The organism is Flavobacterium sp. PL02, from assembly GCF_035013205.1.
In the GTDB taxonomy this organism is placed as follows: Bacteria; Bacteroidota; Bacteroidia; order Flavobacteriales; family Flavobacteriaceae; genus Flavobacterium.
In genome coordinates this window covers 1,752,451-1,776,295 of the sequence record NZ_JAYGJP010000001.1, presented here as the reverse complement: position 1 = coordinate 1,776,295, position 23,845 = coordinate 1,752,451, and the positions used below count along the sequence as shown (strand labels likewise).

The following is a 23,845-nucleotide window of genomic DNA, read 5'->3' as shown; positions in this document are numbered from 1 at the left end:
TCTCTTTTTTTTGTTTTATACCTTAGTAATAATACTGTTTTCGATACTATCCGAATTAATTAAGAGGTCTTTATAAATCTATAAAAATAAAAAAGTTTGAAGTCCCGTAGAGAGATAACTCTACGGAATCCAAACCTTAACAAGAGGTGTTTACAAATCAACCTTCAATTAAATTCTTATTTTACAGTGTAAATAATATGATTTGTTTCACAAAGTCTAAAGTAGCCCAATGCAAAATTATTAGTGTCAGTTGTGTTTATAACATTACCCCTAATATTACCTGGTGCTGCACCAAAAGGGTTCGAATTTGTTACCTCTAAAATTAAATTCATATAATTATAAAAGTTTTTAGAAATCCCTCGATGTGTTATATCAAGAACTTTTCCTGGCTTAAGATCTGAGTCAGAAAATTTTTCATCTATTACATTCCCATTAACAAATTCATCACTTGTTGATGTGTATTCTGGAAAAGCAAGTAGATCACTTTTGTAATCTGTAAGATAATAATTGGTCTGGTCTGCTGGGTCTTTGTAATAAAATGTTACCACAATAAGATCAGGTCCTGTTATATCGGGCATAAATTCCTGATCTATCTTGTCTATTGGCGGGACAGCAATTAATTTTTCGGTTGCTGTTAAACTTTGTCCATCGACGTCTACAAATAATTTATATTCCATATTAATCACGGGTACAAAATTAGTGCAGGTATATAAACCCGGTGCTGATTCGTTGAATGTAAAAATAGTTCCCTCACTATTCTCAACTCTTACGTGTGCTCCTGAAACCTTTGGTACAACAGCACTGTAATAAGGAGCCATTCGGCTTATTTTTATTGTCTGTTCGCTACCGCTGGTTCCTTTTTCCCAAACTATCTCAGCATCTATAACTATTCTGGGAGGACCAGTTTCTAAATCAAGTTCAACAACCTTATCACAGGATAAAAAAAGTAAAACAAAAAGAAGACTAAATAAAGTAACTGTTTTGCTTTTAAGGTTGTATTTTTTTAATCTTAGCATATTATTAAAATTTAAAATTATAAGAAACACCAGGTACTAATCCGTAAATAGACAGTTGTCTGGACTCATTCGTTCCCGAGTTAGTATTTTGTGAAAACATCATCGATGCAGCATTTTGCCTATTATAAAGATTATAAATACTAAATACCCAATAGCTTTGCCATCCTTTCTTTTTATCTGGTTTTGGAGTATAGGTTGCACCAATATCCAAATGGTGATATGCAGGAAGTCTGTTAGCATTTCTCAACGTATAATTAGGCACATTTCTTCCTCCAAATTCATAATAACCGTTTGGATATGTTACCGGCTGACCTGATTGTAAGGTGAAATTAGCATTAAAAGACCATTTTGGGTTTAAATCATAATTTGCAGTAATATTTAAATTATGCAATTTATCATATCCTGATAAATACCATTCACCATTAGCAATACCAGGTTCTTGTGGTGTTCTTCCCGGAGTTTTTTGTTCAGCTTTAGACAAAGTATAAGAAACCCATCCCGTAAAACGACCCGTATTTTTTCTGAATAATAACTCCATACCATACGATCTGGCTTCTCCGTTCAGGATATCCTGCTCTATATTATTATTACCCAATAGATTTGCACCATCAATGTAATCAATACGGTTTTTAATTTTTTTATAAAATAATTCTCCTTCAAAAGAATACTCCCGTTCTTTAAAATTTTTGAAATATCCTATTGCATATTGATCCAGCATTTGTGGTTTTGTAAAAGGTCCGCTTGGTGTCCAGATTGTCATAGGCAACGGAGCACGGGTATTAGACAACATATGAATATATTGCGCCATCCTGTTGTAGCTTGCCTTTACAGAAGTTTCATCATTAAAAGCGTATGATAGTGCCAATCGTGGTTCTAAATTATTAAAACTGCTAATGGTTTGTCCTTTTCCGTAATACTTACTTCCGGTTGGTGTTGCTTCTTCATAAATATGATATAACGGATTATATACTACTGCTTGATCATTTTCGTAAGTACTGATACTTTCGCCACCTAAACGATAAAATGAACTATAACGAAGTCCGTAACGAAGATTCAACTTTTCTGTAACCTGATGTTCTACATCAAGATAGGCAGACGTTTCTAAAGCATATTTTTTATCTAATTGATTATAATTATATCCCGAATTAAGACCAAACGGCTTTACAGTTCCTGGATTAAAATCATAATATAAAGCATCAATACCGTAATTAAGTTTAAAATTTTCTGATATGGTGTGATTCCAGTTATATTTTACCCCGTAATTGGTTATTTTACTATCCCATTCAAATTTCTGAAATGGTATTTGCAGATTAAACTTATAATCACTGTAAAAAGCAGAAAGATTGGTATTTAACTTTTCCGAAAATTTATGTTTCCAGCTAACTGTTCCCATAGTATTACCGTATGTACTGGCGAAAAAATTGTTAATATCAAACAAATCATTTCCCAGATAACCAGAAAAAGCAATTGTATTATTTGCCCCCAAACGATAATTTAACTTGGCATTGATATCATAAAACATGACACTACTCTTAATATCAGTGAGTTTTAAAAATAAATGCGCATACGAAGCACGTCCGGCAATAATAAACGAACCAACATCTTTTTTTATAGGACCTTGTACTAAAAGTCGGCTCGATATAAGACCAATACCTCCATTTACTTTATACTCATTAAGATCTCCTGTTTGCTGACTTACATCTAGAACTGAAGAAACTCGCCCTCCAAATTTAGACGGAATTCCTCCTTTGTATAAGTCTAATCCGCTAACAACATCAGCATTAAAAATAGAGAAAAATCCAAACATATGAGAGTCACCATATACTGGAGCGCCATCTAAAAGAATCAAATTCTGATCGGCAGCACCTCCACGAACATTAAAACCCGATGAGGCTTCTCCGGCATTTGTAACTCCGGGTAACGTCAATAATGATTTTAAAGGATCTGGTTCGCCCATAGCAGTCGGTAATCTTTTAATCTCCGCCATCGAAAGCTTATTTACACTCATTTGGGTGTTTCTAACATCAACAGCTTTGTTGGTTCTTATAATTACCTGCTCCAACTCCTGACTGTCTGACTCTATGCTGAAATCATTTTTTGCATCCTGAGAAACCGTAATTTGTTTTTTTTTATTCTTAAACCCCACGTAACTAACCAAAATAGTATAAATTCCGTTATCTAAGTCTAAAGAATATTTTCCGTTTTTATCGGTTGTGGCACCTATTTCTATTTCTTCAACAAATACGTTTGCCCCAATAACAGGTTCTCTATTTTGATCAAGAACCTGCCCTGTTAGTTTATTCTTTTTGGACCCTTTTGTAACTTTTTGTTTTACAAAAATATTATTACCTACGATCGAAAAGTGGATTGAACCGCTTTTGTTAAGCTCATTTATAAGTTGTTTTATTTCGATATTAGTATAAGCCTTTTTTTGGGTAAAATATTTTTGGCTCATATTAATCTGATCTGTAAAGGCAAATTTGTAATCTGTCTGACTCTCAATTTGCTTAAAAAACTCTTTTAATGTTACAGTTTGATCTACAGTTACGGTTATGTTTTGAGAGAACATAGTCCAACTGAATAAAAAAAAGCATGTTGAAATTATATGCTTCATGAATTTTTGTATTTTTGAATATTATTAAATGGATAGTTTTATACTATCTTGACTAAGGAAGGATGTTTAGTTTCGCGGCTAGTGCATCCTTTTCTTTTCTATTGAAAAGTAATCTGTTTTAATTTTTCATTTACTTCATAGTTTAGGTTATACATTTCTGATATTAATAGAACAATTGTTTTTAAATCTTCCTTTTTATTTATTCGCACAGTAATTCGTTGGTCATAATATTCTTTCGGAATAGTCACTTTATAACCATAATTAGACTCGATATAAGTGCTTATAACACTGAGTTTTTCATTATCAAAATCCGTAAACCTGTTAAATTCTGTTACTGAAGCAGTTTCGTTCCCGTAGATAAATTTATCTCCAGGTTTCAGTATCCATTTTTTATCTTGGTTTTTCACACTCATCTCAACACTTCCTTCATAAAGTTCTACTGCCACTTCTTTTTGAGGATATCCTTTAACTGTAAAAGCGGTACCTAATACTGTAGTTGTAGTTTCGTTACAAAACACCTGAAATGGATGTTTTTTATCTTTTTTAACTTTAAAATAAGCTTCTCCATTTATTTCTACTTTTCTATTGATAGCAAAATTACTGGCATACATGATTTTAGAATTCGGACTCAATTCTACTTTTGTACTATCTGGTAAGTCAATAATTTTGATTATAGAAGTAGAGTTTTCAATTGTATTTTCTACAATTTCAATATTATTACTTATCGGATCATTAGTAAAGTATAATCCAGTTCCGATAAGAGCAAAAATTAAAACTGCCGCTGCTGCATAATAGCGCCACGGTTTATTTTTTTGTTTTTGAGATGGGAATGTTTTTAATTGGAACTCTTCCCAAGAATTCTCTTTTTCAGTATCGGAATGTGTAATGGGAGTTTCGTCCCATAATTTTTTTAATTCCTCTTCTAATTTCTTTTCGTCCATATCTTTTGTGCGTTAAAGTTTTTGACAATTAAATCCTTGTTTATTAAAAACACCATAAACCATTTCTTTAATATCTCTGTTGGTTTCGATTTTTAGAATATGGTCACTATTATCCAAATCAAAATTCATTATACAATCAGAAATGATAAACTGCAGGAGAACTACAATAAAGCTTGCATCTTCCTTGGTTTTAACATCTGTTTTATAAGATTCAGTACGCATTTTATGTTTCCGTTTATATCTATAACAAACGAGAACATAAAAGTTCCTAATGCTCTTCTATTTTTTTTCGAATAAATTTACTGGCAAGATAAATATGATTGGCAATGGTCTTTTCAGAAAGATCCGTCATTTCTGCAATCTCCTTATAACTAAGGTTTTCCAGTTTGTGTAAAGTGTATATTTTTTGTTGCTGTTCCGGAAGAAGATTTATGAAATTATAAAGTTTTTCTTTTCTTTCTTCAAAAATTATTGTTTCTGTATCCTCTTCTTCAACTTGTAATGGTAAAGTATCAAGTTGAATTATTTTATTTTCTCGGTTAACATGGTTAATAATGATGTTCTTGCATATTGTAAACAGTTGTTTATCAAATAGAACATCTTCATTAAGTAATTCTCTTTTATTATATAATCTTAAAAAAGTTTCCTGAACAAAGTCTTGTGGAGTAAGTACTGTAAAATTAAATCGTCTGGCTATGTTTATCAGTTTATCATAGTAATTAAGATAAGCCTCCTTGAAAGATGCTTCATTCCCTTTTTTTAAACTTAATATAAACTTTCTGTTGTCCATAACGTAAATATGATCATAGTCTTAACCTAATCGCCAAAATAATATGGCACATTACAGTTATAGCTAAGTCTGACAGGCTTATTTTTTTAATAAACCTTTAGGTACAAAGAACAGAAATTTTATTCTAAAATTTTTTAACAGGAAAAAAATAGTTTAAAAAAATTATATCTCAGTTTCTGCTACTGCATTATCACTTCAAATATAAATAAATGGCGTGACTAAATTTTACATTCAATAACTAAATAATAGACCACTTTCTCTATCGGCATATTTCATTTATTAGTAATTCTATTTTTTTCTATATCTGTGTGAATGTTGAGTATTTATTGAAAAACGAGTAAAAATACCTAGTTGGTTTTTGAAATTTAATTCTATCATTGTAGAATATAATTTTCGAAAAAAGTTAAAGCATTATTGAGGCTTGTTTAATGAAGATGTCTTTAGATGCGTACTATAATGCATGGGTAACTTTTTAATAAATAGTCTATTAACTTTAAAAAATAATAATATTATGTTTAAACGTAAAGCCCCCGAAGAAGGTAATGATTTGTTCCAGGCATCTTCATATTTGACAGAAGAAGGAAACGACGCATTATTAAAATCTGCTGAAAAGAATAAGAAAGATATTTTGTATGATTTGATGTTTGGATATGAAAAAGTTCAAATTAACGATCCAATCAGAGCTTTTCATGAAAGTAATTTACAGAATATAGTAGATGATGTAAAATATGGTGTTTTAAAAGTATTAGAAGGAACCTGGGTAAGCTATAATAGCAATAATGACTCAAGTAAAAAAAAATTAATTGGAACTGGAATCCATACTACTATTATGCCTTCGCCAGGTACAAATTTAGGTAGTATTCCTGGGAAATATAGTTTTGAATGTGAGGAGTATATAGAGAAACTAACATTTGATTTAATAGATGGTGGAGTTCGTAATCGCGGTGGCGTAAATGAACAATTTTGTGGCGCTGTTAAATACGAACAAAGTATTAAAAGTGTAAATAAAGTACCAAACGATACCAAGCTAAAATATACTCCAATTCATGAGGAGAATGGTATGTATTTATGGCTTAGTGATATATTTAACTATGCGGCTACCGAAAAATCTATTAAAGAGGATCGTGGTTTGCACCCTATAGATCCAGATGACAAGCATAAAGATTTATATAAAAGCGGATACAAAGATGAAACTCTTTATTTGCCTTTAGGTAGTAAAGAATATGTAACTCAGGAAAATTTAAACGGACGAGAATATTCTGAAATTATACCTGCGAAAGAACTTAAACCGGGAGATGGTCAAAGAGGTCCTTATTTTATACCTGATTATTCTATTTCTCGTAGCGGAGTGATTCCGCATGGAAGTACGATAACTTTATTGGGAGATTTAGTTCAAACTGGACCTAGTGGTCTAAATACTGGTGCTCCAAAATTTCCAGAAGGTTTTGATGCTTGGGACTTTGATCATCTTTCTATCTCGAAAACTATGGGTGGAGCTGATGCAAAAAAAGAGCCTATAAATCTTGATGCAGCTCCTCCTGCTTGGGTATTTGAGGAACTTAACGCAGATAATGACCCCAGAGAGAATAAAATATACACACAACGAATACTTGCACATCATTTATATCCTTATTCAGTAAGACCTGATTTACGCCTTCGTGATTCCAACAAAGGAGAAGATATAATAAATCATGTACACATCCAGATGTCATCCAAAAATAAAACGGGTGCTCAGGGTGGGATATTAAATGTTCCGTTTGTGAATCGTTTTGCGCCTACTGTCGAAATGAATATGCAAATGTGGGTTGAAACGGTTGTAGAAAACGGAAAAGAAATTCTTCAGTTGCAATACGAACAAGTTATATTATTCGAATTTCATTTTGGAGATGATGGTGGTACTACCAGCTGGCCACATATACAAGTAAATACGCTTCGCAAAATAGAAGATGTTTCTGATGATCAAAGACGTTTAATCGAGGAACAATTTAACTCTAATAAAATTAAATCTTCTGGGGCAGCTTCGGAATGTCCTTATAAAAAAGAATAAAATTTAAAAAAAATCGACTACACCTTTATACTAAAGTGTTTTGGTGTTAGTTTAAAAGCCCAAATCCCTCCAATTTGGGCTTTTTTTATGCATTATTTCCGTTTTGCAGCAATAATTTTCTCTAAATTGATTTTTTTGTTTTTCTCTTCAATAAAACAATCGAAATAGTACTTTGATTATAAATTTTCAAAAAAAGGCTAACCCAGTCTGGCATTCTGACTCATTTTTTCTGTATTATATAAATAATAACATTTAAGCAATGGTATTATTCATGTTTCATGTTATAATATGAAACATATAAATAAATATCTCAAAGTTATATTTAATTAATTTTGAGAGACCACATATTCTTTTACCCCCCTTTTTTTGAAATTTTAGCAGTATTAAAATTTTAAGTTGCCGTGGTTTAATAAATTGTTCATGTCCACCTTTCAATCCAGAATGTCTATGGAACAATCTATACTATTTAAGTTTTTTTTCAGGAAACTAATTTTTATTTCACTTGTAATTGTTTCTTTTACTACGAGGTCTTATGGACAAAACTGTTCTGTAAACGCAGGTGTACTTAATGTCACTATATGTGCAACAGACGATTTAATCCTTGCCGGAAACACACCATCTCCTATTACAGGAAATGTGTTATGGACTCAAATATCGGGCCCCACTGTAGTTATAGATTCTCCTAATAGCCCCACAACAACTGTAGGTGGTTACACAGGTGGCAACACTTATATTTTTAGGTATAGCGCCACTTGCGCTGACGGAATTGCAACCTATCAGGATAAAGTTGTTAATGTGCAACCAATCACGATTGCCAACGCTGGTAATAATATATCAAGCTGCCCTAATAGTAACGGAACACTTACGATTATGGCAAATGCACCAAAAAATCCTGGAGAAACAGGATTTTGGGATATAGTTGGTGCTAATAGTGCTGGAGTTGTAATTAATTTTCCAAACCTACCTACATCAACCATTACGTTACCTCAAACTAGTTGTGGTACCAGTACGCTTGAGTGGGTTATAGAAGGACCGGAATATTCGCCAGGGCAACGATGCCGAACTACATCGCAAATTACAGTAACTAATTATGGTGGAGTTACTCCCGTTACTGCGGGTGCAGATCAAACCCTGAGCAATTGTTACACTACTACACAAACTACAGATCTTACAGGTTCTTACGGAGGATGTAATATAAATGGGCAGGCAGGTGTATGGACATTTGTAAGTGGTCCTAATACTCCTACTATTGATAGTCCAAACTCAAATAAAACTCAAATATCTAATCTTGTTCAGGGAATCTATACTTTTAGATGGTCTGTTACAGGATCCTGTGCGTCTGGAAATGATTTGGTTACGATTACTGTTCCTGCTGCAACGCAAAATGTAACTACTTTGCCGGGCGGAGATGAAAACATATATTTCTGTAATAATAGTATTACTCAGGTTACACTTATAGCACAAACACCTTTGTATACTGGCGAAACTGTACAGTGGACACAGATTGCAGGAGATTCTGGTGCTGTCATTGTTTCGCCAACTAATTCTACAACATTGGTAACTAATATATCAAGTGCAGGAAATCCTTATACTTTTAGATATACACTAACCAATAATAATACAGGTTGTGTTTTTACCAAAGATTATAATGTACAATATAATGGCGCAACAAGAACCATTTTGGCTAATAATGGTGAAGATATGGTGGGTAGTTGTAATGCAACCGTATTTACCATTCCTCTTGCAGTTACAGGAACTGGCGTAAATCAGTACAGGATTGTAAGTGGCCCGAGCGGTTCACCATTAGGCCCATTCCCTACTCCATTACAAGATATTGGGAATTCTTTAACCCTAACGCTAACCTCATCTGGAGATTATAGCGTTGAATTTATCAGGAGCCAAAATGGATCTCCTGTTAATTGTGATTTCGGATTTGACACGCTGACTATTCTGGTTTCTGGAGCTCCAACACCTTCTAACGCTGGTTCTGACGTAAGTTTGCCTTGTGGTGATACCACAGCAATGTTATCTGGAGTGGTAACAGATGATGGAATGCATTTTTGGAGTCAGTTAAGTGGTCCTAATACCGCAACTATTGCAGATGTTTTTGCTGTCGATACACAAATAAGCGGACTTATTCCCGGAACATATGTTTTTCAATATATAACAAAAGGTGGTGGTGCAACCTGTGGTTTTTCTGTAGCCTCAGTAACAATATATGTTTCTGCAAGTGCTCTTGGAACAATTGATGCGGGGCCTGATCAAATTGTGTGTGCTAGCTCTCAAGTCACTATGGCTGGTTCACCCCCACAAAGTGGTGAAATTGGAGAATGGATTCAGATAGGTGGGCCTAATATAGTTATATTTTCTAGTCTTAATGATCCAAATGCTGTTGCTACAGGTTTTGCTACAGTTTCATCTGCATATGTATTTCAATGGACGATATCTTATCTTCATCCTGGTCCATCCTGTAGTGCATCTATTTCTGATACAGTTACAATTACTACAAATAGCTCTCAAGCTGCGTCAAACTCTGATGCAGGCCCAGATGCTTGTTATCCTTCTGGTACAAGTACTTTTAATCTAGGAGGTAATACGCCTACGCTATCAGAATCTGGAACTTGGACTGTAACTCCTACGACAGGAGTTGTAATCGCTGATCCAAATGATCCTAATACGATGGTGACAGTTCCCGGAAATGGGACTTATGTTTTTACATGGTCTATTGAAACGGTAAGCGGACTATGCGAACCCAACAAAAACAGCGTTTCTGTAACTATAGCAAATACTCCTCCAGCAGCAAATGCAGGACCTGATCAGGAAATATGCGGTAACACCATTACCATGGCTGCAACAGCCAGTAGTGGCGGAATTGGAACCTGGACAAGAATTTCGGGTGCTGGAAATTATAGCATAAGCGATGAACATGACCCAAATGCTGTATTTACTTTTACTTACAGCGGTTATTATATTTTTAGATGGACTATAAATGCAGATGTTTGTGGTGTTGCCTTTGATGATGTAACCGTATCAATCGGGATTCCTCCTCATACTGCCGTAGCAGGACCAGATCAATATATTTGTAGTAACACGAGTGTTACTATGGTTGGAAATAATTATGATGATTTTTTTGAAAGCGGACAATGGACTTTACTCTCTGGAGCTCCTAATCAACCAAATATTCTAAATCCATCAAATCCAAACACTGTAATTAATGGACTTGTTGCTGGTACTTATATTTTTAGATGGACTATTTTGGCAAAAAATATTTATCTATGTACTGGTAGTTTTGATGATATGACTGTTGTAGTTGCTCCTGCAGCCAATGCTGGACCAGATCAGTCCTTTTGTGATGTAAGCAGTATACAACTTATAGGAAATAATAATTCGACAGGAACATGGGTTCTTACTAGTACAACCGGAAACGTAAATGATGTAATTATTACGCAATCTCCACCTGACAGTTATATTGCCAATGCTACTGTTGTACCCGGAAACAGTTATGTTTTTACTTATATGACCGATCCTGTTACTTATCCAGATAGTTCGGTTTGTCCCGGATCATCAGATTCAGTAAATATTGATATTTTTAGTGGAGCTAGTGTTGATCCTAATGCTGGAGCAGATCAAATTTTATGTATTCAGGATGTTGGAGGAATTACATCTTTAAATGGGAATACTCCACCTCCTGATGTTTCTTTAGCCCAGTGGCGTTTTGCTTTTCAGCCTTCAGGAAGTGTTGCCGTTATTGATACTCCTAATGCTCCCAATAGTACAGTTTCAGGTTTAACTGTTCCCGGACTTTATATCTTAGAGTGGGTATTCGAAAGCAATAGTTGCCGTACCTTATCAGATATTGTTCGAATAGAGATGAATGCTGTGCCAAGTATAGCAAACGCAGGTCCTGATGATGCAGCAGCTTGTCAAACAACGTATAAAACTGCCGCGGTGCCACCAACAGTAGGTATCGGAACTTGGTCTTTTGCTAACCCTGGTGACGATCCATCCGGAGGAGACGTGGTAATCGACAGTCCAAATAGCCCCGTAACAACCTTATCTAATATTACAACCTTAGGAACATATATCTTAACTTGGACAGTAACAAATGGCCCATTTAGCAATCCGTCTTTATGCCAGCCTACCTCAGATACTGTTCAAATAACTTTTAATGATATCCCCCCTTCTATAGCAAACGCAGGACCCGATCAAGAGTTATGCGATGTTAGTCTTGCTACTATGAATGCAGTGGCTGTAACTTCAGGTTTAGGAACTTGGACACAAGTACCTGGTGGCCCTAATACAGCCAATATTGCATCGCCAAATAATGAAAAATCTTTAATGTTAGGATTGATTCCCGGAACGTATGAATTCTTATGGACTGTTACAACTCTTAATTTAAATGGATGTATTTCTCAGGATTCTGTAAAAGTTACGATATATGAATTGCCTTCAACGGCTAATGCTGGACCAGATCAGACAATTCCCCAATTTTCGCCAGTAAATCTAAATGCAGTTCCACCAACAGTAGGAACAGGAGTTTGGAGTCAGGTTTCTGGCCCAACAGTTATTGGGTTTGATGATAAAACATCTCCAACAACTGCTATTGCTGGAACTATCTCGGGAACTTATGTTTTACAATGGACAGTAACTAATGGCAATTGTGCTGTTTCTATAGATACTGTTACCATAACTATTCTTGCTGTTGCTGATTTAGAATTAACAAAATCAGTTACGCCTGGTAAAGGAAGCGCAGGTGATATTGTAACCTTTAATATTCAGGTTTTTAATAACAACTCATTGGGTGGTACAGTCGATGCTACTGGTGTAGCAGTTCGGGATTTCCTTCCTACAGGTTATACTATAGTGCCGGGTTCTGTTAATCTCGCTGGGCAATATAATATTGGTGATAATACAATTTTATGGTCTAATCTAATGGTTCCTAACGGAGGCAGATTAAACTTAATTTTTCAAGCTACTATTAATTCAACAGGATCTTATGTAAATGTTGCCGAAATTGTTGCTTCAAATCAATTTGATCCGGATAGTACACCAAATAATCATATCCCATCAGAAGATGATCAGGATAAAGCAGCTATAATACTAGATATTGTCGATTTATCGCTTACCAAATCAGTATCGCCTTCAGTAGTGAGTATCAATGATAATGTAATATTTACTATAAGTGTTACCAATAGTGGCCCTAATAATGGCAGCGGAATAACTGTTCTGGACAAATTACCTCCAGGATATACTTATGTGAGCGATAATGGTGCTGGTAAATACAATAATACTACAGGTATCTGGAATGTTGGAAACCTTAATAATGGGAATTCTATCTCGCTTCAGATTACTGCAAAGGTTAATGTGGCAACCTCTGCCAATTATATAAATATCGCCGAGATACAAACTGCCCGACAATTAGATCCTGACAGTACTCCTGGCAACGGACTCCCTGAGGACGATATGGATGATGCCGCAATAACTTTAAAACTGGCAGATTTAGAACTTAGCAAAACAGTATTGCCTACAAGTGCGGCAGCTGGTGATGTAGTAGATTTTACCCTCACTCTCATAAATAAAGGTCCAGGAAATGCTACTGGAGTAAATATACAAGATGTTATTCCGGTTGGTTATACTTTAGTTCCGGGATCAGTATCTAATGGCGGATTATATGAAGTAGCAAGTGCAAAACTAGAGTGGAAAAACTTAGTATTGGCTAACGGTGCTTCTACAAATTTGACATTTAAAGCAACCGTAAACCCTACAGGTAGTTATTTAAATACGGCTCAGGTAACGGCAAGTGATTTACTTGATCCTGATAGTACACCAAATAATGATGATGGGGATCAGAGTGAAGATGATGAAGCCAATGCAAAAATTATCTTTATTGGTCCATCTGCAGATTTGTCTTTGATTAAAAATGTAGTTGCAGGGAATTCAAGTCCTTTTATAGGAACTCAGATTTCTTTTGAACTTATTATTACCAATAGCGGACCAAACAATGCAACAGGTGTTCAGGTACAAGATTTGTTGCCATCTGGTTATGAATTTATAAATTATAGTTCATCTGCTGGACTTTATGATGAAAGTACAGGTTTTTGGAATGTAGGTAGTATCGATACAGGAGTTTCAGAATCTCTTATTCTTGATGCAAAAGTATTGCCTACAGGTACTTACTTAAACATAACTCAGGTTACAGCCAGTGATTTACCCGATCCTGATAGTACACCAAATAATGATGACGGTAATCAGACTGAAGATGATGAAGATAGTGTATTTATTACCCCTATTCAGCCTTATACCGATTTATCATTAACCAAATCGGTTGATAATCCAACGCCTGTAATAGGTTCTCAGGTTACTTTTAAAGTTGTAGTGACTAATAATGGCCCGCAAAACGACACTGGGGTTCAGATAACCGATTTGCTTCCCGATGGATATACGTATAACTCATTTACAGTTTCTACAGGAACTTACAACCCTGTAACAGGATTATGGGTAATTGGTAATTTAATCGATGGAGAATCAGAAACGCTGCAAATAACAGGGACTGTAAATGCTACAGGAAATTATATAAATATTGCTGAAGTAACCGCGTCTGATCTTCCTGATCCTAATTCTACACCAAATAACGGAATACCAACAGAAAACGATTACGGAACAGCGACCATTACGGCTATTAACCAAGCTTCAGATTTATCTTTAACTAAATCGGTTAATACCCCAACGCCTTTAGTTGGTTCGCAAGTAACATTTAGTGTTGTAGTAACCAATAATGGTCCGCAGGATAATACTGGTGTTCAGATAACCGATTTGTTGCCAGACGGATATACTTATAACGGATTTACAGTTTCTACAGGAACTTACAATTCAACAACAGGTTTATGGACAGTTGGTAATTTAATTAACGGAAAATCTGAAACCCTACAGATAACAGGAACTGTAAATACAACAGGTAATTATCTGAATATTGCAGAGGTAACTGCAGCAGGTCTTCCTGATCCTAATTCTACACCAAATAACGGAATACCAACAGAAAACGATTACGGAACAGCGACCACTACCCCTATTAATCAAGCTTCAGATTTATCTTTAACCAAATCGGTTAATAATCCAACGCCTTTAGTTGGCTCACAAGTAACATTTAGTGTTGTAGTGACCAATAACGGTCCGCAAGATAATACGGGAGTTCAGGTAACCGATTTGCTTCCAGATGGATATGTATATAACGGATTTACTGTTTCGACAGGAACTTACAATTCAACAACAGGTTTATGGACAGTTGGTAATTTAATTAACGGAAAATCAGAAACATTGCAGATAACAGGAACTGTAAAGGCAACGGGAGATTATATAAATATTGCTGAAGTAACCGCGTCTGATCTTCCTGATCCTAATTCTACACCAAATAACGGAATACCAACAGAAAACGATTACGGAACAGCGACCACTACCCCTATTAATCAAGCTTCAGATTTATCATTGACTAAATCAGTTAATAATCCAACGCCATTAGTTGGCTCACAAGTAACATTTAGTGTTGTAGTGACCAATAATGGTCCGCAAGATAATACTGGGGTTCAGGTAACCGATTTATTACCTTCAGGATATACCTATAACGGATTTACAGTTTCTACAGGAACTTACAATTCTACAACAGGCTTATGGACGGTTGGTAATTTAATTAACGGAAAATCAGAAACCTTACAGGTAACAGGAACTGTAAATGCAACAGGCGATTATCTAAATATTGCTGAAGTAACCGCAGCTGGTCTTCCTGATCCTAACTCTATCCCAAATAACGGATTGCCAACAGAAAACGATTATGCAACAGCAACGATTACACCAACGAATCAATCCTCGGATTTATCATTGACTAAATCAGTTAATAATCCAACGCCTTTAGTTGGCTCACAAGTAACATTTAGTGTTGTAGTGACCAATAATGGTCCGCAAGATAATACTGGTGTTCAGGTTACCGATTTATTACCTTCAGGATATACTTATAACGGATTTACAGTTTCTACAGGAACTTACAATCCTGTAACAGGGCTATGGATTGTTGGGAATTTAATTAACGGAAAATCAGAAACCCTACAAATAACAGGAACTGTAAACCTAACAGGCAATTATATAAATAGTACTGAGGTAACCGCAGCTGGTCTTCCTGATCCAGACTCTACACCGAATAATGGAGATGCAACAGAGAATGATTATGCAACAGCAACTACGATTCCAATAAATCAGGCTGCAAATTTATCTTTAACTAAAGCTGTAGATAAGTTAAGTCAATTAATTGGTAATCAAGTTGTATTTGAAGTAATAATAACTAATAGTGGCCCTCAGAATGTTACTGGAGTTGAAGTAACTGATTTATTACCTACTGGATATACTTATAGCAGTTTTACAGCTACTAAAGGAACTTATAATAAGACTAACGGAAAATGGAATATTGGATCTTTGATAAATGGAGATTCACAAACTTTACAAATTACCGCCGTTGTAAACGCAACGGGCAATTATGTAAATGTTGCTGAAGTAACGGCAAGTAGTTTGCCAGATCCAAATTCAACCCCTAATAATGGCGTTGTAACCGAAGATGATTATGCAACAGCCGTAGTTACTCCTACTAGTCCCATGGCCGATTTATCTCTTGTAAAAACTGTTTTAGGAGGCAATTTAAGTCCTGTATTCGACTCAACAGTTACTTTTGAAATCACGGTAAGTAATAGCGGACCACAAACGGCAACTGGTGTAAAAGTAATAGACTTATTACCAAGCGGATATCAATATATCACCTACAGCTCAACAGTGGGACAATATCTTAATACAACTGGAATTTGGGATATAGGATCTGTTTCTAGTGGTACTTCTGCCTCTTTATTTGTTACTGTAAAAGTAAATACTACTGGTAATTATGCTAACACGGCCGAGGTTTATGCTTCAAATGTATTAGATCCGGATAGTACTCCAAATAATAATGATCCTAACGAAGATGATATTTCTACACTCGTACTTACTCCAGTTTCCGCTGTTGCAGATCTTTCGATAGATAAAAAAGTGGTTAATAATACCCTTACGCCTAATGTAGGATCTTTAATTACTTTTTCGGTAACAGTAACCAATTCAGGACCGAGTACTGCAACTGGTGTAACAATAAAAGATATTTTGCCTTCAGGATATGATTTTGTATTCTATAATGTAACCTCTGGAAGTTATAATCGCGTTAACGGAATATGGTCGCCTGGAACGATTCTGTCTGGTAATAGCCATACTTTATTAATTAATGTTTATGTAAAAAATCCAACAGGAGCTACAGATGAATATCTTAATACTGCCGAGATAATGACTTCAGATCAATTAGATCCAGATAGTACACCAGGTAATGGAGTTACTACAGAAGATGATTATGATAGCATATCAGTAACGCCAGTAATTGTTATGGCCGATTTATCTATTAGTAAAATAGCATTAAATCAAGATGCTACTCATGATGTAGGTTCAACAGTTATTTTTACAGTTACTGTTACCAATGATGGTCCGGCAGATGCAACTGGCGTATTAGTTAAAGATTTATTACCACCCGGTTTTGAGTATACAACCAGCAGTCCTACAAGTGGTCTTTACGACTATATTACAGGTGTTTGGAATACAGGAATAGTTGCTAATGGTACTACACAATCTCTTGATATATATACTAAAGTAAACCCTCCGACGGGAGTTGCTAATGAATATACAAATACAACCGAAATTATTGCTAGTAACCTGCCTGATCCTGACTCTACACCAAATAACGGAGTTGTTACAGAAGATGATTATGACAGTTTACAAATTAAAGTAGCTGTTGCCGATTTAAGTTTAGAGAAAACAGTCAGCAATAAAAATGCAAATGTAAATGAAGTCGTAACTTATACCATACAACTCAACAACGATGGCCCAAGTACGGCTACAGGAGTTGCTGTAGAAGATATGATTCCTATAGGATTATCCCATATTACCAACATCAATAACGGAGGAGTATTTAGCAAAAGTATCATAAAATGGGTGAATTTAACCGTACCAGTTGGCGGAATAACGCTAACGTATCAGGTAACGGTCGAGAATCCGCATGGACTTGATAGCTTCGATTATCAAAATATTGCTCAGGTTACAGCTAGTAATCAGTTTGATCCAGATAGTAAACCAAATAACGATAATGGAGATCAAAGTGAAGACGACGAAGATTCAGAATTCATAAACATCCCATCAACTGATATTGCAATAAATAAAGAAGTTGATAAAACAGATGTTCCTATGGGCAGCGAGGTAATCTTCACGATTACAGCAGAAAATCTTGGTGGTCTAACAGCTACAAATGTTGAGGTGCAAGACATTCTCCCAAAAGGATATTCATTAACTAGTTTTACTGTAACATCGGGAGCATATAATAGTTCAACAGGAATCTGGACAATACCAAGCGTAAACGCAGGAAGTTCTCAAACATTGACAATTAATGTAAAAGTATTAGACTTTAAAGATTATCTAAATACGGCAAGTTTAATAAAAATGGATCAGATAGATACCAATCCGTCAAACAATCAGGATACTGCAACGATTTCTCCTAATTGCCTGAAAATTTACAATGAGTTTTCTCCAAATGACGACGGACAAAATGATACTTTTTATATCGATTGTATATCACAATATCCAGATAATCGCCTTCAGATATTTAACCGTTGGGGGAATTTAATTTACAATAAAAAAGGATATAATAATACTTGGGATGGAAAAGCAGATGGATCTGCGAAAGTGCTTCCAGAAGGAACCTATTTCTACATCCTTGATCTCGGTGATGGTTCGGCTAAAACCTCAGGATGGCTTTATTTAAAATAAATAACCAAAATTAAATTGGCTATGATTCAAAATATAAAAAAGATTTTCACCATCATAACGATGCTATCTGTATTTAGCGGTTTGGCACAACAAGATCCGCAATACACACAGTATATGTATAATACGCTTAGTGTTAACTCTGCGTATGCCGGATCGTTAGGACATTTGGCTGTAACCGGAATATACAGAACCCAGTGGGTTGGTCTGGAAGGAGCACCAAAAACGGCATCATTTAGTTTAGATACGCCACTAGGAAAACGTGTTGGATTAGGCTTATCTGTAATTAGTGAAGAAATCGGACCTTCGGAAGAACAATACATAGATGCTAATTTCTCTTATACAATACAATCAGGACCAACTCATCAATTATCTTTTGGTATAAAAGGAGGCGGACGAGTATTAAATATCGATTGGACAAAAGGAAGTTATAGAGATCCTGATGCTCAGTTTCGCGAAAACATTACTAACAAATTCTTGCCCGTTATTGGCGCTGGTTTGTACTGGCACGGAGAAAGAGATTATATCGGACTATCAATTCCGAATTTTATGACACGGGAACGATATGATTATGATGATATTGCGGACGATCTTGTAAACCAACGCATGCACTTATATCTTATTGGTGGAATTGTTTTTGATTTATCGGCTCATACAAAATTTAAACCAGCAACTTTGCTTAAGTACGTTGCAGGTGCACCATTAATTGCTGATTTTTCGGCCAACTTTATGTTTAACGATTGTCTGACTCTTGGCGCATCATATCGTACCTCCGATTCAGTAAGCGGATTGGTTTCTTTGCAAATATCACCGCAAATACTAGTAGGTTATGCGTATGATTATACCACAACCGAATTACAAAATTACAATAGTGGCACACATGAAATTATGCTAAGATTTGAATTGGTATCACGCAAAAAAGGATTAAAATCGCCTAGATTCTTTTAATACTATGCTATATGAAAAGAACGATTATTATACTTGTATTATTAGTTATGCAGTTGGTTTATTCGCAAACGAAAAACAAAACTGCCGATGCTCTATTTGATAAAATGTATTATATAGAAGCAGCAAAATCGTATGAAATGTCTATAAAAAATGGAGACGTTTCTAAAGAGATTTTGCAGCGTGTTGGTGATGCTCATTATTTTAATACGCAAATGGAAAATGCAAGTAAATGGTATGGTAAGCTCCTTGCCGATTATTCAAATGAAGTTTCATCTGAATATTATTTCCGTTATGCACAATCATTACAAGGAATCCAGAATTATGAATTGGCTAAAAAATGGATGAAAAGCTTTTCTGAAAAACAAAAAGCATCAGATTCCAGAGGTGAGAATTTCTCACTAAAAACAGTAACACTTGAAGATATTAAAGCTATAAAACCACAGTTTATACTCGAAAATTTGGATATAAATTCAGCTTATTCCGATTTTGGTCCCATGTTTTATAAAGGCGATTTAGTTTACTCTACAACCGTAGATTCCTCTTATTTAAAAACAGATAAATACGGATGGAATGACCAGCCGTTTTTAAACCTTCAACTAGGCAAAATTAGCCCGACACAAACCGATGTGACTTTTAAAGAACGTTTCGGGAAAGAGATTACAACACAATATCATGAAGCTTGCGTGGCTTTTTCGCCTGACGAAAAAACAATTTATTTTACAAGAAATAATTATAACGGAAAACTGAAAAGAGATGCTAAAGGAATTAATAATTTAAAAATGTATTCGGCAAAAGCGGTAGAAAGTGGAAACGGTACTGTAAAATGGGAAAACGTAAAAGAACTTCCTTTTAATAGCGATAACTATTCTGTTGGGCAACCATCTGTAAGTAAAGACGGAAAGAAACTATACTTTATTTCGGATATGCCTGGAACAATTGGTTCTACAGATGTTTTTGTTGTCGATATTTTAGGAGAAGATCAATATTCGAATCCTAAAAATTTAGGAGAGAAAGTAAATACTAGCGGACGCGAAATGTTTCCTTTTATAACTGATAAAGCATTATATTTTTCATCTGATGGATTCTTGGGTCTGGGTGGACTTGATGTTTTTGAAAGCCGATTAAACAACGAAATCTTTAATACGCCAGTTAATCTTGGCGCTCCATTAAATAGTAGTCTGGATGATTTTGGTTATATCGTAAACGAAGAAACCAATAAAGGTTTTGTTTGTTCCAACAGAAAAACAGGCAAAGGCGATGATGATATTTATTCTTTCGAAAGAAGCTGTACACAATCGATTAAAGGATATGTTTTTGATGCTATTTCTAATGCTAAAATAGCGGGAGCCATTGTCACGCTTAAAAATAAAGAGAATCAAAAAATCCACGAAACCGTTTCTAAAATTGATGGAAGCTATGAATTTGATGGAAACATTGCTTGCAGTACTTCTTACACGATTGAAGCTGCAAAAGATAATTTTGCAACGAATACAAAAGCAATTACTACAGCCGAAAGTTCTGGGGTAATACAAGTTCCTATTGACCTTGACCCTGCTCTTATAGAACGCAAAGACGGTTTATTAAAAATAAAAATTGGTATTATTTTCTTTGATCTTGATAAATCGAATATCCGATATGATGCCGCAATAGAATTAAATAAAGTGGTTTTATTAATGAGCCAATACCCAAGTATAATTATTAAGATAGAATCCCACACCGATTCCAGAGCTAATGATCAGTATAATCTTGAACTCTCTGACCGACGAGCAAAATCAACCAGAGATTATATAATCTCTCAAGGAATTGCCCCTGATAGAATCGAAAGTGCAATTGGTTACGGAGAAACACAGCTTATTAATAATTGCTCAAACGGTGTTCCTTGTACTGAAGCACAGCATCAAATAAACAGACGTAGTGAATTTATTATCACTAAGATGTAATTTAAAATAATAAAATTATTCTAATGTCGATTACTCAATAAAGTCGGAACAATAAGAATTAAAATATACAATAATAAAAAAGAAGTCGTATCAAATATTACATCGATACGGCTTCTTTTTATTTTGCTTTTATACAATATTTTATTCCGTTTTCCCTTTGAATGAAGCGTAGATTGCCATAGCATGTCCATGACCTAATTCAAATTCTTCTTTAAGCCAATTGGTAATTTGGGTAGCTTTTACAGTTTCAATAATGTTTCCGTCTTTCAGGAATCCTTTCTTTTCAGCCAGTTCTTTAAATTCTGCTGGTGTTTTGCCAGTCTTGGCTTTAATATTATCTATATACGCTTGAAATGACATAATCTTATTGGTTTAGTTTATGATACAATTTATAAATAATAACCTGATAGATGTAATTACTTGGTCTATTCGCTTCATCCGGGCTATGAAATCTCAATTAAACACATAGAAACATAGATTTTTATGTGTAAAAAAGAATACAAAAATAAATATATTTATTTCACATAGCTACTAGCTATGAGTACTTTAAATAAGTGAAACGCCTTATTTTAGATAAAAAAACTATATTTCTATGTGTTAAAATAATTACATCTAACGGGTTAAGTAATAATTAATCTTTAGCAGATGAATAATAGAGCATCCATTGATAACCAAATTTATCCGTAAGATGACCAAATAAGGCTCCAAAAAAAGTCATTTCTAAAGAATGAGTTGCAACGCCATCTTTAGCCAGATAAGCATAGGCATTTCTTATTCCTTCTTCAGTGTTAAAAGTAAGCATCATAGCAACATTATTACCTTTAACTAAATTTTCTGGAGCCATATCTGATCCCATAATTACAATAGAGTCACTCTTAAGTGTGGCATGCAAAATACATTTTTTCATTTTCTGAGGCAAATCTTTTGCCATTGGTGAGTCGGCTATGGTTTGTAGTTTGAGTTCACCACCAAGACAAGCTTTGTAAAATGTCATAGCTTCCCGGCAATTGCCATTAAATGTTAAATAAGAATTAAGCTGTACCATTTTTATTGTGTTATTGTTGTGGAAATTTAGTTAGATCCATATATAGAACTTCCCAAAGATGCCCATCTAAATCTTCAAAACTTCGTTGTTGCATAAAACCATAATCTTTAGCTTCAGATGATTCCTTACCTCCTGCTCCTACGGCTTTATCGATCATTGTGTTCACTTCCTGAGTGCTATCTACAGATAAAGAGTTAATTACAGAAGCGGTTTTAAAAGTATTACCGATTTCTTTTTTGGTAAATTCATTAAATTTTGAATGCGTTAAAAGCATTACATAGATTTCTTCGGTTAAAACCATACAAGCAGCAGTTTCATCTGTAAACTGTGGGTTATTTGTAAATCCGATTGCTGAATAAAAGGACATTGCCTTTTGTAAATCTGCTACAGGCAGATTGATAAAAATTTTCGTAGCCATTTGTCTAATTTTTTAATTGTTAATTGATTAATACAAAGATCGAACAGAAATAATAGAATATGAATATACAAAAATGACAACAAAAGGGTGATTTGCGACAAACTATATTTATCTTTGAAATAGTAAGAAATTAAAGCTATGATAAAAAAAGTTAGTATTCTTGTTCCTGAAAGCTCTGTTTTGCAAGCCATTGCAGACCCTCAGTATTTATTTTCGGCAGTAAACCAATTTATGGTTTCATCTGGTAAAGAACCGCTGTTTGAAGTACAGTTAGTTGGCTTAAAAAATGAAGTAAAGCTAAATGACGGATTATATTCTGTAAATACATCTCATCTTTTAAAAGATATTACAAAGACTGATCTAATTGTAATACCCGCATTGTTTGGGGATATGAAGAATGCGATAGCTCTAAATCAACAATTTTTACCTTGGATAAACGAACAATATGATAAAGGAGCCGAAGTAGCCTCCTTATGTGTTGGCGCATTCTTATTGGCATCTACAGGTTTATTAAATAATAAAAAATGTTCTACACATTGGGGTTTTCAAAACGAGTTTAGAGAAATGTTTCCCGAAGTAGAAGTTGTAGATGGAAGTATAATTACCGAAGAACTACGTATTTACTCTAGTGGAGGAGCAAATTCTTATTGGAATTTGTTATTGCATCTGGTAGAAAAATATACTGATAGACAAACTGCTATATTGGCATCTAAATATTTTGCTATTGATATAGATAGAGATAGCCAGGCAGCATTTGCAATGTTTCAGGGACAAAAAAATCATAATGATGCTGCAATTAAACAAGCACAGGAATTTATAGAAGATAATATTCAGGAGAAAATTACAATTGATGAATTGGCAGAACTAGTGCTACTAGGCAGAAGAAGTTTTGAAAGACGATTTAAAGCCGCGACCAATAATTCTGTTTTAGAATACATAAACAGAGTAAAAATTGAATTTGCTAAAAAGAGTTTTGAAACCAGCCGTAAGAATATTAACGAAGTAATGTACGATGTAGGTTATACAGATACCAAAGCATTTCGTAGTATTTTCAAAAAAGTTACAGGATTAAACCCAATCGAATACCGAAATAAGTACAATAAGATGGTTCTTAATTAATACTAATTATGGTTAATTATTTTCGCGCAAAGACGCAAAAGCGCAAAGGTTTTAGGTGTAAACTTGGCGGCTTGGCGACTTTGCGTGAGATTTATTCG

General features: G+C 34.7%; 13 protein-coding genes. 5 read left to right on the top strand and 8 right to left on the bottom strand.

What is annotated here, in order from left to right:
• Window positions 1–176: 176 nt before the first annotated feature.
• The 5 genes from SHI72_RS07520 to SHI72_RS07500 form a co-directional block, all read right to left on the bottom strand.
• A complete protein-coding gene (locus tag SHI72_RS07520) occupies window positions 177–1,016 on the bottom strand; it encodes a DUF4249 domain-containing protein (protein WP_323489593.1) in 840 nt (279 codons plus the stop codon).
• A 4-nt stretch (window positions 1,017–1,020) separates the two neighbouring features.
• Window positions 1,021–3,630 (bottom strand): TonB-dependent receptor, encoded by a 2,610-nt coding sequence (locus SHI72_RS07515; RefSeq protein WP_323489592.1) that lies wholly within the window; start codon window positions 3,628–3,630, stop codon window positions 1,021–1,023.
• Window positions 3,631–3,728: 98 nt separating this feature from the next.
• Window positions 3,729–4,571: a FecR family protein gene (locus SHI72_RS07510; RefSeq protein WP_323489591.1), complete on the bottom strand. Its 843-nt coding sequence runs from the start codon at window positions 4,569–4,571 to the stop codon at window positions 3,729–3,731.
• Between the two features lie 12 nt (window positions 4,572–4,583).
• Window positions 4,584–4,793 (bottom strand): hypothetical protein, encoded by a 210-nt coding sequence (locus tag SHI72_RS07505; RefSeq protein WP_323489590.1) that lies wholly within the window; start codon window positions 4,791–4,793, stop codon window positions 4,584–4,586.
• Between the two features lie 46 nt (window positions 4,794–4,839).
• Window positions 4,840–5,361, bottom strand: coding sequence for an RNA polymerase sigma factor (locus tag SHI72_RS07500; RefSeq protein ID WP_039112058.1), 522 nt, complete (start codon window positions 5,359–5,361; stop codon window positions 4,840–4,842).
• Between the two features lie 511 nt (window positions 5,362–5,872).
• Here SHI72_RS07500 and SHI72_RS07495 point away from each other — a divergent pair.
• The 4 genes from SHI72_RS07495 to SHI72_RS07480 all read left to right on the top strand — a co-directional run bounded on the left by SHI72_RS07495 (window position 5,873) and on the right by SHI72_RS07480 (window position 21,165).
• A complete protein-coding gene (locus SHI72_RS07495) occupies window positions 5,873–7,408 on the top strand; it encodes a peroxidase, FMP-type (protein ID WP_323489589.1) in 1,536 nt (511 codons plus the stop codon).
• 420 nt (window positions 7,409–7,828) lie between these two features.
• Window positions 7,829–18,280 carry a PKD domain-containing protein gene (locus SHI72_RS07490; RefSeq protein ID WP_323489588.1) on the top strand — a complete coding sequence of 3,484 codons (10,452 nt, stop codon included), beginning with the start codon at window positions 7,829–7,831 and terminating at the stop codon, window positions 18,278–18,280.
• A 21-nt stretch (window positions 18,281–18,301) separates the two neighbouring features.
• On the top strand, window positions 18,302–19,225 hold the full coding sequence (locus SHI72_RS07485) for a type IX secretion system membrane protein PorP/SprF (protein WP_082001768.1): 924 nt from the start codon (window positions 18,302–18,304) through the stop codon (window positions 19,223–19,225).
• 11 nt (window positions 19,226–19,236) lie between these two features.
• Entirely contained in the window at window positions 19,237–21,165 is a 1,929-nt protein-coding gene (locus SHI72_RS07480) for an OmpA family protein (RefSeq protein ID WP_323489587.1), read from the top strand.
• Between the two features lie 141 nt (window positions 21,166–21,306).
• On the opposite strand, the gene SHI72_RS07475 is transcribed toward SHI72_RS07480, so the two are convergent.
• From SHI72_RS07475 to SHI72_RS07465, 3 genes are all read right to left on the bottom strand, one after another.
• Window positions 21,307–21,525: a DUF4287 domain-containing protein gene (locus SHI72_RS07475; protein WP_039112061.1), complete on the bottom strand. Its 219-nt coding sequence runs from the start codon at window positions 21,523–21,525 to the stop codon at window positions 21,307–21,309.
• 271 nt (window positions 21,526–21,796) lie between these two features.
• Window positions 21,797–22,210 (bottom strand): VOC family protein, encoded by a 414-nt coding sequence (locus SHI72_RS07470; protein WP_323489586.1) that lies wholly within the window; start codon window positions 22,208–22,210, stop codon window positions 21,797–21,799.
• 10 nt (window positions 22,211–22,220) lie between these two features.
• A complete protein-coding gene (locus SHI72_RS07465) occupies window positions 22,221–22,628 on the bottom strand; it encodes a VOC family protein (protein WP_039112063.1) in 408 nt (135 codons plus the stop codon).
• A 138-nt stretch (window positions 22,629–22,766) separates the two neighbouring features.
• Here SHI72_RS07465 and SHI72_RS07460 point away from each other — a divergent pair, with 138 nt between their 5' ends.
• The gene (locus tag SHI72_RS07460; protein ID WP_323489585.1) at window positions 22,767–23,747 is read left to right on the top strand and encodes a GlxA family transcriptional regulator; all 981 of its coding nucleotides are present in this window, start codon (window positions 22,767–22,769) and stop codon (window positions 23,745–23,747) included.
• Window positions 23,748–23,845 lie beyond the last annotated feature (98 nt).